Consider the following 12056-nt stretch of genomic DNA (forward strand, 5'->3'; position numbering starts at 1 on the left):
ATGAAGCTGTCACATATCCAGAAAAGACCAAAACTATTATTAAGAGTACCACTGATCCGGAATCAGGACTTATGAATCGTCCAGGAAAACCCAACGCTTTCTGTTATCTGAACCACCAGACCAGTGATGCTGAATGTGGTATTATTACAGATGTTTTCGTTACGCCCGGGAATGTCAATGACTGCACACCTCATACCAGTCGACTGGAAACACAGATTGATAAGTTTGGCTTTAAAACAGAAGCCATCTGCGCGGATGCTGGTTATGACAACAGCGAAGTGTATGATGCCATGTTAAAGCGCGGGATTCGAACATATATTCCCAAAAAGAGAAAGCCCAACAATGCTTCTTCTCACACAACTGGCTTTGAACCGGAGGCGTTCAACTACAATTCAGAAAAAGATTTCTATGTCTGTCCACAAGGAAAAATATTGGAATATTCTTGTTATAGCAAGAAAAGCCAAAAGAAGAGATATCTGGCTGCAAAGAAAGACTGCAGCAGCTGTCCATGCCGACAACAGTGCATGGGTAATTCCAAAAATAGCCGCCTCATTGAGCGCCTGATGCATGAAGAAGCCAGGCAGGAGCAGATGAAAAATCTGAACACACCAGAATACTTTGCTGCACTGAGACTGCGGAAGATCTGGTGCGAAGGCAATTTCTCCCACCAGAAATCAGAGCACAATTTAAGGTGGACATACAAACGAGGCATTGAACGAGTAACCGAGCAATGCCTCTTGTCTGCATGCGCTATGAACTTAATACGACTGGTGAAGGCCGCAATCCGGCCTTTTTCTTTTGCGTGAAAACCTTCTTCTGAAGGGGCTGATGATCTTTTGGAGCCCTTTTGTCAACAGCTCCGAAACATGACACCCCCGTGAGGGATCGGCAAAACGCTGTACCCTTTACCGCTCCGGCTCCCGGTCGCGGGGATTGTCCCGTTCCTGCCGGGCCAGTTGGTCGGCGGCCTTGCGGAGCCGTTCCACAGCTTTCAGTTCCTCCCGCATGGCCTTCATGTCGATGCTGTCCACCTGCTTCTGGGCGGTCAGCAGGTCGATCTCGCGCTGCCATTCCTTCGGGGAAAGTTCCTCGCCGCTGGCTTTCAGTTCCTTCAGATACCGGGCCGCCGCGTCATAGAGGATCAGTTCCCGGCTGTGGCGCTGCTCGAACAGTTCCCGCTTCTCCGGCTTTACCCTGGCAAGCTGCTTATGGACAGCCTTGTACTCGTTGTACTGCGCCCACATCTCCCCGCGCTCAGTGAGGACAGCGATCCGGCGCTCGGCCTTGACGATCCCTCGCCGCAGGTCATAGTAACGGGTGTTCATATCGGAAATTTTTTCATGGAGCTGCTGCATGGATTGGATGCCGTTGGCGTTCAGGAAATTGAACAGGGCGGCGCTCTCCTGCAAAGCTCGGATTTTGCCGGTGCGGGTGTCTGGCCGCCTGAGCTGCTGCTGGGTCTCCCACAAGTCAACCATGCTGGGCTGCTGGCCCTCCGGCTTCTCGGCCTCGGCCTTCGACCAGTTGTAGAGGCGGGTAATGCGGGCCTTGATTTCTTTCAGCAGCTTGTTGTCGGCGGCGATCTGCCGGTTGACTTCTCCCTTGTCGGTGCGGATACCGCGCTTCTCCATCTGGCTGGCCGCTGGCCCCAGGTGGACAGAGGGGATTTTATCAATTCCCTGTCGCTTGTAGCTGCGGTGGTCTACCAGGGCAGGCTGACCGGCGGCCTCCAATGCCCGGTTGGTATAGGCCGCCCATGCCGCCCGCCAAATCTCCACATTCCCTTTGTCGTTCCAGTCGGTGGTGTCCTCCCGGTGGTTCTTCCAGCCGCCTTTCCTGTCCGGGATACGCTGGCCGTTTTCGTCCAGGTCGTATGCTTTGCGGCACTTTGCGCCCCATGCGCCATTTTCTTTCAGGGGCCGGACGGTCAGCATGATATGAACATGGGGGTTGCCGGTTCCCTTGTCATGGATGGCAAAATCGGCGCACATCCCCTTGTCCACAAAGTTATCCTTCACATAGGCCCGGACAAGGGCAATCTGCTGTTCCCTGGACAGTTCGCGGGGCAGGGCCGCCTCAATCTCGCGGGCAAGCTGGCTGTCCCTGGCTTTCTCGATCTGCTCCACACTGTTCCAGAGGGTGGAGCGGTCTGCAAATGACCGCGGGGCGTGGGCGGGCAGCATGATTTCCGCATGGACAACGCCGCCTTTCCGGGTGTAATCGTGGGTCAGGCCGTCCCATTCATTCGTCAGCTTGGTTCCGCTGCGGTAGGCGGCTGCGGCAACAGCGGAACGGCCCTCGCTGCGCTTGATGATACTGGCAGGGATATGACAAAAATCTATGGGGATCGCCTCCTTTCGGTGAGGGGTATTCAGGCCGCAGGGGACGGAACAGCCGCTTGCGGATGTTCCGTGACCTGCGGCGCACAAGGGGTTTGGGGAGTGTAGCGCCCCATCGCGCTCGGAGAGCGCAACAGTCCCCGGCAGGGCGCACGACACCGGCAACGGTGTATAAGTGCGCCCTTGTAAACAAGGGACTTACGGCTTGTCCCCGGATTTCGGCAGTTTTGCGGCCAGTTCTGCCGCCCCCGGAAGATGGGACAGGGCAATCAGGAACGCCTTGACCTCTACGCCGGGAAGGTCGGGGGCCAGAGGGAAAATGCCCTCCAAAATGGCCCCGCGCTCAATCAGGCGGCGGGTGCGGGCCTTGCGTTCCTCGTTACGCTGCTTGTTCTCCAAAATCTTCTGGCGGTTCTCAAGCTGCCGGATCTCCTTCAGGACTTCTTCGCGCTCGTCTTTTTTCGGTTTCGCTTGGGCGGTGTGGTCTTTGTGCATATCGCTTTCTCCTTTGGCGGCTTCATCCAGCCGCGCTTGATATAATATTTCTGCAACTTGATGATGGCGTTGCGTACCGTGACAATGGCCGCCGATGTGGTAAAACCTTCGGCCTCGGCAATTTCTTTGAACGGCTTTCCCTCCCAAAACCGGGCGTGCAGGCAGCTCGCCTGCCGGGGCGTCAGGGTGGCAAGGGCCTCCCGGAGCCGTTCCATCATCAGGGCGCGGGTGGCCTCCTGTTCCCGTTCCGTTTCCTTCTCCATCAGAATATCCTCCGGGGAAACGGCCTGCTCCGGGAAATGGTTTTCCATGCCTGGGGATGCGTCCAGGGAGTAACAGTGATAGTGCTGTTTGGCGTCATTCGCATCCTCTGCGCGGCTTGCCTCCACAATGGCGTCTGCCACCTCGTCCGGCACTTCCACAAAGGTGTCTTTCTTACAAATCGGGTAGTAGTATTTTTTAAGGTTGATGGTTTTCATAGGCCGCCTGTCCATTTCCGGCGTATGAAGTACCGGCGCAGCCGCCGAAGCGCCGCATGAATGGACTTCCCCGCCTGGGATGGGGTAATACCTTCCATCGCGGCAATGTCCTTCACTTTCATCCCCAACATATACCGGGCATGGACGCGGCGGGCCTGCGCTGGCGTGAGGGTGGCAAGAGCCTCATAGAGCCGCCGGAGCAGTTCGGCATATTCGGCCTGTGCCTCCTTTTCCATCAGGCAATCCTCCGGCGATGGCTGCGCCCAGCCGATGGCGGCCTTTTCAATCCCATCGTCACAGTCAAGGGAGTAAAACGCCTTGTAGCGGTACATCTTGCGCTCCCTGGCGGCCTCAGCCCGTTTATCCAGCAGGAACGCCTCGGCGATTTCATCCGACACCTCCACAAGGGTGTCCTCAGTGCAGAACGGGTAATATTGCTTGAGGTTGATCGTCTGCATAGGCCCGCCCTCACTCTGATGGGAAAAGGCCGTCATAGCAGCGGCGCATATTCCGCAGGCCCCGCCGGATGGCAACGCTGACCTTGCTGCTGTGTACGCCCTCCATCCGGGCAATTTTGGGCTGGTTGATACCAGCGATGTAGTAGGACCGGACGCGGCGGGCCTGGGTGGGGGTGGCATGGGCCAGGGCCTCCGGCAAGGCGGCAATCAGCCGCAGGCGGACGGCCCGTTCCTCACGCTCCAAAAGGATTTCCTCCGGCGATCTGCCGTGTTCCAGCGCGTAGTTCTCCGTCCAGCTATATGCGTCCAGGGAGTAGTAGGCGCGGCGGTAGACCTTCCGGCGCTCATAGTTGTTCATCTCGCGCTGGGCTTGCCGCATGACCTCCCAAACTTCATCGCTGACCTCCACAAACTCGTCATGCCGGTAGTGGGGATAAATCCACCGCAGATTGATGGTTTTCATAGGCTCACCTCCTGAAAATGGGAGAGGCGGGCAACTTATCCGCTGTCCGCCTCCCGCTGGGATAAGGGAAACAATCCCTTTCACTTGGTAGCCCGAAAAGGGGTCATTCGTTAAGCCTGTTTTCAAAGAATTTTATAAATTTTTTCTGACTGCCTCCACACTCTGATACACGGCCACTTTGGAGCAGCCGCACACCGTCCCGATCTCCGCAAGGGTCAGCCCGTCCAGGGCATAGAGCAGGAACCGGCGGCGCTGGGCCTCGGTGCAGGTGTCCAGGACGGCCATCAGCTCGCCCAGCGTTTCCATGCGGCACAGGTATTCCTCCGGCGTTTCGCCGTAGATACCCACGCCCTCGGTAGCAATTATGTATTCGTCAAACTCCCGGCCATCCCAATGCCGCCGCTGTTCATGGGACAGGTTCTCGGTCTTGTGGTCGGCCCGGTCAAGAAATTCATAGACTTCCAGCGTGACCTCCACGGCCACAGCTTGTCCATTGTAGTTGATGGTGACTTCCATCTGCCTTTCCTCCGTTCAGATTTTTTGCGGGAAAATCTGAATGGAGCGGCGGGGAGCGGCACCGGGGGCAAAGTTCGGGCCATGTTGACCCGATGTTCCGGCCCCACAGGTATGAAAAAACGCCCGGACAGCATGAAGCTATTCGAGCGCAAAAAATACGGTATTCAGTTACATTGTGACAATTTTCGCACCGGCTGCCAGACGGGGCCTGTTCGGTGGCTGGGCTTTTTTTGACGGTAGTGCAAATATCGTCTGAATTTGTCGGCGGTCAGTGTGCTTCATGGCGGCTCCCTCCTAAAGCCGCCGTGTCAGCGTGTAGGCGTCACTCCTTTGTCGAGGGCATAAGGAACGGCGGCCTTGATGTTACTCAAAACCGCCGCAGTACCCTAAAAATCCATTTTGGGCACACGAAGCTGCCTGCCCTGCAACGTTTTTTCTTTCCCCGTCTTGCGGGGCAGGATCGCTTGTGTATATGATTTATGATCGGATTTGCCTTTTTTTATTTTGCCGGACAAAGCTGGGAGTAGCCGTTCCATGCAAACAACGCTTCTTCCGATTCGTTGCCATAAACCTGCTCTACATCGAAGCTATACAGGTAATGGTCGCCCAACTCTTTTCTGATTTCCTTATTAAAAATTACTGAATAGATTTTCCCAGGTCATAAGCAGCCCGAATTTCTGGCTTGCCCTTGATGTCACCTACATCACCGTTCCCACCGGCAAGAACATGGCCGAGGTTTTTCCAGCGCAGATGTTCCATCAGATGGTCAAAATAGAGCGTCACATCCTCAAAACCGTGTCCCTCCGCCGCCATCAGCAGGGCGCAAGCCCGGTCATGGCCCCGGAGCAAATTTCCATCTCCTTCTTCAAGGGCAAAGAGGCGGTCAATGGCGGTCCTGATCTGGCCGCTCATGTTCCAGAAATAAAGCGGCGTCGCCATGACGATCACATCGCATTCCTTCACCGCCGGATAAATCTTGTTCATGTCATCCTTCTGGACGCATGGACATTCCCGGCTGCTGTGACCGCCAAAACAGCCCTTACATCCGTGAATATCCATGCCGTCAAGGAAGAACTCTGTCACGGTGTTTCCGACGCTTTCCGCTCCTTCCGTAAACGCTTTGACAAGGGTGGATGTGTTCCCGTTCCGGCGGGGACTTCCGTTCAGAATGACAATTTTCTTACTCATCGCAGTCTCCCTCCTGAATTACATTTTATCCGCAAGGGCAGCCGCCTGCTGGCAACCGTTTGTTTTCGCAATGTCGCCCGCATTCAATACGCCGGGAACCAATACCTCACCCAGCATGTGCCATTTCATCAGTGCTGCGGAACGCTCCACGGGAATCCGCACACCGTCCAGAACGGACATATCATCTTCCTCGCAGCAGGCTATCAGCGCACATCCTTTTCCGGCAATTTCCTTGCCCGCCACGCAGAACGAATACAGCTTATCAATAATAGCCTTAATCTGAGCCGGGATGGAATACCAGTACACTGGCATAGTAAACACAACAACATCTGCTTCCAAAATGGCCGGAGCGATGGTGTTGAAATCATCGTCAAAGGAACAGGCTTTCCCGGTTTTGTAGCAGGTTTCGCAGGCATGACAGCCGCTCACATTCATAGCGGCAGCATCGAACCGGGTAACACTGTGGCCTTTTGCCTCGGCGGCCTGGATGAAAGCGTCCGTCATGGCAAAGCTGTTCCCGTTTTTACGTGGGCTGCCGGTAATCACGACGATTTTCTTGCTCATATCAATTCCTCCTATGAACCGGCGGCCAGCCGGGCTGACTGGCCGCCGGGTATCCTTACTTTTTCTGAATCGTGTTGGAGTTCTGGTTATAGGCTTTTGCTACGCACTTCCATTCGCCGTTCATCTTCAGCAGAAGCAGCACATCGGTAAAGTCGATACGGTTGCCCCAGCCTTCCTCCAGAACGCGCACCACAGCCAGAGATTCCTCTACCAGCAGCACATCCACACGGGCCTTGAAATTGTCGCCGCCGGGTACGGTGTCTACGTTGTGGTAAAACTGCTCAATAGAGCCATGCTCCAGCTCGCCGTCCAGATAGCCGAACAGAACCGCCTCATCAGTGAACAGCTCCTTCGCATACTTGCTGTTGCCCTCGGCCACGCTCTTGACAAACTTCATTGCCGCTTCTTCTACGGCCTGGTATTCTTTGATTTCAGATCTCATGGTGATTTCCTCCTTAAAAATTGCATGATGATTTTATATAAAGCGTTTTGCCTTATACCTTGATTAAATGTTGTTGCCGACCTCATAGCCGTCCCATACGGCGTGGAGAATCGTGCTGACCTGCTGACCATCGCCAATCTCATAGACAACAGCGCCGCAGCCTGCAAGCTCCTGCGCCATAGACGGTGCGGGACGGAAGCCTACGGCGATGACAATGGAATCTGCGTCCAGTTCTTTCTTCTGTCCGGCACATTCCAGAACCGCCTTTCCGTTTTCAACGGCAGCAAGCTTATGTCCTTCCATGACATTCACATGGTGGTATTCAAACAGATCAGGAATCATCTGTCCGTTGGGAATGGGGGACGGAATTCCTGCGGAAAGAATCTTTGGCAGAGCCTCGACAACCGTGACCTTCTTGCCTTCCTGGGCGTAATCCAGAGCCATCTCGCAGCCTACCAGACCTCCGCCAATCACGATTACCTTTTCTCCAACCTTTTCCGGGTGAGCAAATGCGTCCATACAGCCGATCACCTTTGCGTCGTCGATACCCGGAACCTTCGGCATAATCGGGACAGAGCCAGTCGCCAGCACAATCACATCAGCGCCCATGCCTTTCAGCTCCTTGGCGGTCACTGTTTCCCCTGTATGGACTTCTACCGGCAGCAGACTCAATTCATCCTGATACCAGGCGTTCAATTCCCGTACCTCTTTTTTGAAGCTGTGAGAACCACCGGGAATCAGATTGCCCCCCAGCTTATCATTTTTTTCATACAGAGAAACCTTATGTCCCCGCATGGCGGCAACTCGCGCCGTTTCCATACCGGCTACGCCACCACCTACAACGACTACCTTCTTCGGTTGTATTGCGGGACGCATAGCAAAGCGGATTTCACGCATAGCGGTTGGATTCACTGCACAGGTAGGCTGTTTTCCCTGCTGAAGTCGGGTAATACAGCCCTGATTGCAAGCGATACAAGGACGGATACGTTCCGTGTGTCCAGTCAGTACCTTGTTCGGATATTCCGGGTCAGCCAATGCTGCCCGCCCCATTACCACAGCGTCGATTTTTCCATCCCGAATCGCTGCTTCGGCAATATCCGGGTCGTTCATCCTGCCACCTGCAAGAATAGGAATGTTCACGGCTTCTTTTGCCTTTGCTGCCATTTCCACAAGATAGCCTTTCGGCATATACATGGGCGGGCAGGCATAGTAGAAGGAATCGTAAGTGCCGGTGTCCACACTCAGGCAGTCATATCCGTAAGATTCCAGCAGCTTCGCAATCTGGATGCCTTCCTCCAGTGTCCTTCCGGCTTCGTCTTCGCCGGTAAGCGTTGCTTTTTCAAAGTCTTTTACAAAGGTTTTCAGACCCAGCCGCATACTCACAGGATAATTGCTGCCGCACTCCTGCTTGATTCCTTCTAAGATTTCTTTTGCGGCGCGCAGACGGTTCTCCAAACTGCCGCCATATTCATCAGTACGGTGGTTCATCATGGACAAAGCAAACTGATCCAGAAGATAGCCCCAGTGAATGGAGTGGACTTCCACACCGGCGAAACCGGAATCCTTTGCAATTTTCGCTGCCTTAATAACCGACTCAATCTTTGACTTGATCTGGTCATGGGTCAGCTCCGGCGAAACTTCTCCCGGATGGCGAAATACATGAACAGAGGACGGGGCGGGAAGGTTCGGATAATTACGCCCCAGGCCCATCGTAATCTGTGCGAAAATTTTTGTTCCATAGGCGTTCGCCCGTTCATTCAGTTCCGTTGCAGTCATTTTGAAAGCGTCCGGATTTTGAAGAATTGCAGGCCCAATACCTGTATAAGGGTCAACCGTACAGTCCGCTGCCAACGCCCCGGTGAAAATCAGACCAAAGCCACCCTTCGCACGTTCCACCAGATACTGTATGGTTTCGTCCTTCAGCCCACCTCCGGGAAGGTGATGTTGCCCTCCGCCGATGGGAGCCATGCAAAACCTGTTTTTGATTGTCAAGCTGCCGATTTGCAGCGGCTTGCCTAAGTATTCATAACTCTGCATAGGATTTTTCCTCCTTTTCTTACGGGATTGACTTTTCCCGGTGCTTATATTAAAATTGTAGCGAGAATTAAAAGAAAAACAAGTACGCACATTGAAGTGCGATACTTACAACAAAGTTTAATACTTACCTTAAGGAGAGCGTAAAATGAGCGAGAGATGTATTTCCAATGAGTGCCTTAGCTCCACAGGATTCAGCTATACATTGTCGCTGATTAACGGAAAATATAAAATGACTATCCTTTATACCCTGATGGAATTCGGTGTTGTCCGATTCAATGAAATAAAAAAATACATCGGTGAAATTTCTTATAAGACGCTTAGTTCCACCTTGAAAGAGTTGGAGGCCGACCAGCTTGTTCATCGGGAAGAATACCCGCAAATTCCGCCAAAAGTAGAATACAGTTTGACGGAGAGAGGAAAGTCACTCATTCCCATTCTGGACGGAATGTGTGACTGGGGAGATAAGAACAGGTTGCCGTAAAAATGAAAAGGCGGATTGAGGTCACTTCTTGATTTCAATCCGCCTTTTCGATAGTCCTATTGATAGATTATTTCCTCAAATATAGTTTCCTCCACCTGCGTTTTCAGCGTGTTCATCAGCCCCACCCAGCGCATAGGGTCACGGGCTTTCAGTTCTTCGGTGACGCCCGCCGCCTCCATCATCCAGGGCAGCATGGCGTCCATCCGTTCACGCGCCTCCCGGTCAATCTCCAACAGGTGCGGGTACAGCTTTTCGCTCAAAATCAAGCTGCTGTAAAGGCCGGGCCGGTGTTCCTTCAGGTAGCGTTGCCGCATACGGCCATACTTGCCGATGGGGGCCTCCGGCTGCTCGGAAAGTTTCAGATTGGGGATGTAGTAATCTCCGCAGCGGGTGTAAGTCAATTCGTTCATGTTCGTCCTCCTTTGCACTGTGCTGGTTAAACTGCGGCGCTGGCCGATATGGTGGACTTGCACGGCTCCTGCCTGGGCAACTGGCTGACAGGGATAAAAATGCCTTTTGCCATGTCCTCGGCCCGGATCGCGGCCTTTGCCGCCTCCACCTGGGCCTTGCGCTTGGCGTTATAGCGTTCTTCCCATTCCTTCTGCTTGCCGTTGGCCTTGCGGCGCAAGTAGTTCTGGTGAAGCCTGCCCTTGCGTTCCTCTTTCTTCCGCAGTTCTTCCTGTTCCTCCGGGGTCAGGGGAACCGGCTGCAAGGCGGGCGGGATATACCGGCCCACAAAATTGAAGTAGATTTCAACCTCCTGCGTGGTGTCCTGGCTGCCTTTCCGGGCGCGTTCATGGACAAGAATTTTCTCTACAAACTCGTTGAGCATGGTATTTGTCAGCGTGTCGAAATTCTCATACTTGTCAATCAGGGCTATAAACTTCTCCGCAGATTTCCGGCTCTGCTCATAGCCGGTAACGGCCTTTTCCAGTTCCGTGATTTCCGCATTGAGAGCGTCCTGCTCTTTGGCATACTGTGCGTCCAGGGCCTCATACCGGGCGTCCGGCAGCTTGCCCAGGGCATTGTCCTCATAGATTTTGCAAATCAGCTTTTCCAGTTCCCCGGCCCGCTTTTGGGCGGCGGCCAGCCGTTTCCGCTTCTTGGAGATGTCGGCGGTCTGCTGGGCGGCCTGCGTTTCCTGGACGGTGCGGATAAACTCGGCCCGGTCATTTTTAGAATACTCCGCGATGGCCCGGAGCATATCGGTTATCAGGGTCAGGACGGCCTCGGCCCGGATGCGGTGCTGTGTGCCACAGAGCGTCCCGCATGGGACTTTGGTGTACTGGCTGCAAGTAAACTGTGGGTCACGCTTGCCGTTATTGATGCGATGGACATACATCTTGCCGCCGCAGTCGGCACAGTACATCAGGCCGGTCAGGGGATGGGCTTCGCCCCAGCCGTCCGGGTAGCGTCGGACATTTGCCCGGATACGCTGCACATTGTCAAAGGTTTCCTGGTCGATGATGGCCTCATGGGTATTCTCGAAAATCGTCCATTCGCTTTCGTCAACATAGTGGCTTTTCTTGTCCTTGAAGTGCTTGCGGGTCTTGAAATTGATGGTGTGACCCAGGTATTCCCGCTTTTTCAGGATGTTCACAATAGTGGACGATCCCCAGCCGTAGGGGTCTTTGACCGGCTTTGACCTGTTTACACCTTCGTGAAAGCGTGCCAGATGGACAGCGGGGATTTCAACCTTTGCCTCGGACAGCAGCTTGGAGATTTGATAGGGGCCATAGCCCTCCATCGTCAGGGAAAAGATACGGCGTACCACTTCGGCGGCTTCTTCGTCCACAAGCCAGTGTTCCCGCTTCTCGTCCCACAAGTAGCCGTAAATAACGGTGCCGGTCAGGTGCTTGCCGCTCATGCCCTTGGACTTGAACACGGAGCGGATTTTCCGGCTGGTGTCGCGGGCGTAAAACTCATTCATAATGTTGCGGAAAGGGGTAAAATCATCGTCGCCTTTCAGACTGTCCACACCGTCATTGATAGCGATCAGCCGGACGCCTCGCTGCCGCAAAATCTCCATAACCTGGCCGACTTTTAGATAGTCATGCCCCAGGCGGCTCATGTCTTTGATAACAATGGCCTCCACCCGTCCGGCCTCGACTTCCTCCATCATCGCCAGAAAGCCAGGGCGGTCAAAACGGGTTCCCGATACGCCGTCATCGGTGAAGTGAGTGGGGTTCGGCAGCCCATTCCGGCGGGCAAAGTCCTCCAACATCTTTTTCTGATTGGAGATAGAATTACTCTCGCCCTGTAACTCATCATCGCGGCTCAAACGCTCATACAGAGGGGTGATTTTCTCGTTTCTCATGGCTGTACCTCCTGAAATGAAAATGCTCTAAGTGACTGCTTCACTAACCATGACAAAAACCATGATTAAGAAGTCACTTAGAGCATACATCTCCGGCAGCCAGCTTGTAAAGACGGTATTGCCGTACCGCAAAGTGGTTCGGCTGCCGCTCTCCCAATTTTTCAAACATGATATCCACCGGGTTCTGATACTCCTCGTCATCCTCCCGGACCTCCATCACATTCAAAAATTCCAGCAGCGTGGCGAAGTTTTGTTCTTCTTCCGGGGCCTCATAGTG

13 protein-coding genes and 2 pseudogenes are annotated in these 12056 nt (G+C 54.0%); 2 read left to right on the top strand and 13 right to left on the bottom strand.

Going from position 1 to position 12056, the window contains the following annotated elements:
• A partial coding sequence (locus B5G28_RS13235; RefSeq protein ID WP_144265558.1) for a transposase occupies window positions 1–806 on the top strand: 806 nt, incomplete at its 5' end.
• A gap of 99 nt (window positions 807–905) precedes the next feature.
• Here the strand turns inward: B5G28_RS13235 and mobQ are convergent.
• The 10 genes and pseudogenes from mobQ to B5G28_RS13290 form a co-directional block, all read right to left on the bottom strand.
• Window positions 906–2429: a MobQ family relaxase gene (gene mobQ / locus B5G28_RS13240; RefSeq protein WP_242967628.1), complete on the bottom strand. Its 1524-nt coding sequence runs from the start codon at window positions 2427–2429 to the stop codon at window positions 906–908.
• 108 nt (window positions 2430–2537) lie between these two features.
• Window positions 2538–2834 carry a DUF3847 domain-containing protein gene (locus B5G28_RS13245; RefSeq protein ID WP_087249557.1) on the bottom strand — a complete coding sequence of 99 codons (297 nt, stop codon included), beginning with the start codon at window positions 2832–2834 and terminating at the stop codon, window positions 2538–2540.
• Window positions 2774–3313 (bottom strand): sigma-70 family RNA polymerase sigma factor, encoded by a 540-nt coding sequence (locus tag B5G28_RS13250; protein WP_087249559.1) that lies wholly within the window; start codon window positions 3311–3313, stop codon window positions 2774–2776. The genes B5G28_RS13245 and B5G28_RS13250 overlap by 61 nt, the downstream gene beginning before the upstream one ends.
• Window positions 3310–3771 carry a sigma factor-like helix-turn-helix DNA-binding protein gene (locus B5G28_RS13255; RefSeq protein WP_087249561.1) on the bottom strand — a complete coding sequence of 154 codons (462 nt, stop codon included), beginning with the start codon at window positions 3769–3771 and terminating at the stop codon, window positions 3310–3312. The genes B5G28_RS13250 and B5G28_RS13255 overlap by 4 nt, the downstream gene beginning before the upstream one ends.
• Window positions 3772–3781: 10 nt before the next feature.
• Window positions 3782–4234: an RNA polymerase subunit sigma-24 gene (locus B5G28_RS13260; protein ID WP_087249563.1), complete on the bottom strand. Its 453-nt coding sequence runs from the start codon at window positions 4232–4234 to the stop codon at window positions 3782–3784.
• 103 nt (window positions 4235–4337) lie between these two features.
• Window positions 4338–4750 (bottom strand): annotated as a pseudogene (locus B5G28_RS13265) (sigma factor-like helix-turn-helix DNA-binding protein).
• A 636-nt stretch (window positions 4751–5386) separates the two neighbouring features.
• Window positions 5387–5938 carry a flavodoxin family protein gene (locus tag B5G28_RS13275; protein WP_087249565.1) on the bottom strand — a complete coding sequence of 184 codons (552 nt, stop codon included), beginning with the start codon at window positions 5936–5938 and terminating at the stop codon, window positions 5387–5389.
• 18 nt (window positions 5939–5956) lie between these two features.
• Entirely contained in the window at window positions 5957–6502 is a 546-nt protein-coding gene (locus B5G28_RS13280) for a flavodoxin family protein (protein WP_087249567.1), read from the bottom strand.
• Between the two features lie 55 nt (window positions 6503–6557).
• A complete protein-coding gene (locus B5G28_RS13285; RefSeq protein WP_087249569.1) occupies window positions 6558–6944 on the bottom strand; it encodes a nuclear transport factor 2 family protein in 387 nt (128 codons plus the stop codon).
• A gap of 63 nt (window positions 6945–7007) precedes the next feature.
• On the bottom strand, window positions 7008–8981 hold the full coding sequence (locus B5G28_RS13290; protein ID WP_087249571.1) for an FAD-dependent oxidoreductase: 1974 nt from the start codon (window positions 8979–8981) through the stop codon (window positions 7008–7010).
• A gap of 145 nt (window positions 8982–9126) precedes the next feature.
• Here B5G28_RS13290 and B5G28_RS13295 point away from each other — a divergent pair, with 145 nt between their 5' ends.
• Entirely contained in the window at window positions 9127–9462 is a 336-nt protein-coding gene (locus B5G28_RS13295) for a helix-turn-helix domain-containing protein (protein WP_087249573.1), read from the top strand.
• A gap of 56 nt (window positions 9463–9518) precedes the next feature.
• Here B5G28_RS13295 and B5G28_RS13300 read toward each other — a convergent pair whose 3' ends face one another.
• The 3 genes and pseudogenes from B5G28_RS13300 to B5G28_RS13310 form a co-directional block, all read right to left on the bottom strand.
• Window positions 9519–9872, bottom strand: coding sequence for a TnpV protein (locus B5G28_RS13300; RefSeq protein WP_087249575.1), 354 nt, complete (start codon window positions 9870–9872; stop codon window positions 9519–9521).
• A gap of 26 nt (window positions 9873–9898) precedes the next feature.
• Window positions 9899–11779, bottom strand: coding sequence for a recombinase family protein (locus B5G28_RS13305; RefSeq protein ID WP_087249577.1), 1881 nt, complete (start codon window positions 11777–11779; stop codon window positions 9899–9901).
• Between the two features lie 91 nt (window positions 11780–11870).
• Window positions 11871–12056: pseudogene (locus B5G28_RS13310) on the bottom strand (type IV secretory system conjugative DNA transfer family protein); the annotation flags it as partial.

The organism is Faecalibacterium sp. An77, from assembly GCF_002161315.1.
Lineage (GTDB): Bacteria > Bacillota > Clostridia > Oscillospirales > Ruminococcaceae > Faecalibacterium.

Bases quoted from the DNA above. Each gene is read 5' to 3' on its own strand.
- B5G28_RS13305 (WP_087249577.1), bottom strand. From the start codon at position 11,779: ATGAGAAACGAGAAAATCACCCCTCTGTATGAGCGTTTGAGCCGCGAT.
- B5G28_RS13290 (WP_087249571.1), bottom strand. From the start codon at position 8,981: ATGCAGAGTTATGAATACTTAGGCAAGCCGCTGCAAATCGGCAGCTTG.
- B5G28_RS13255 (WP_087249561.1), bottom strand. From the start codon at position 3,771: ATGCAGACGATCAACCTCAAGCAATATTACCCGTTCTGCACTGAGGAC.
- B5G28_RS13245 (WP_087249557.1), bottom strand. From the start codon at position 2,834: ATGCACAAAGACCACACCGCCCAAGCGAAACCGAAAAAAGACGAGCGC.
- B5G28_RS13295 (WP_087249573.1), top strand. From the start codon at position 9,127: ATGAGCGAGAGATGTATTTCCAATGAGTGCCTTAGCTCCACAGGATTC.
- B5G28_RS13275 (WP_087249565.1), bottom strand. From the start codon at position 5,938: ATGAGTAAGAAAATTGTCATTCTGAACGGAAGTCCCCGCCGGAACGGG.
- B5G28_RS13260 (WP_087249563.1), bottom strand. From the start codon at position 4,234: ATGAAAACCATCAATCTGCGGTGGATTTATCCCCACTACCGGCATGAC.
- B5G28_RS13285 (WP_087249569.1), bottom strand. From the start codon at position 6,944: ATGAGATCTGAAATCAAAGAATACCAGGCCGTAGAAGAAGCGGCAATG.
- B5G28_RS13280 (WP_087249567.1), bottom strand. From the start codon at position 6,502: ATGAGCAAGAAAATCGTCGTGATTACCGGCAGCCCACGTAAAAACGGG.
- B5G28_RS13300 (WP_087249575.1), bottom strand. From the start codon at position 9,872: ATGAACGAATTGACTTACACCCGCTGCGGAGATTACTACATCCCCAAT.
- B5G28_RS13250 (WP_087249559.1), bottom strand. From the start codon at position 3,313: ATGAAAACCATCAACCTTAAAAAATACTACTACCCGATTTGTAAGAAA.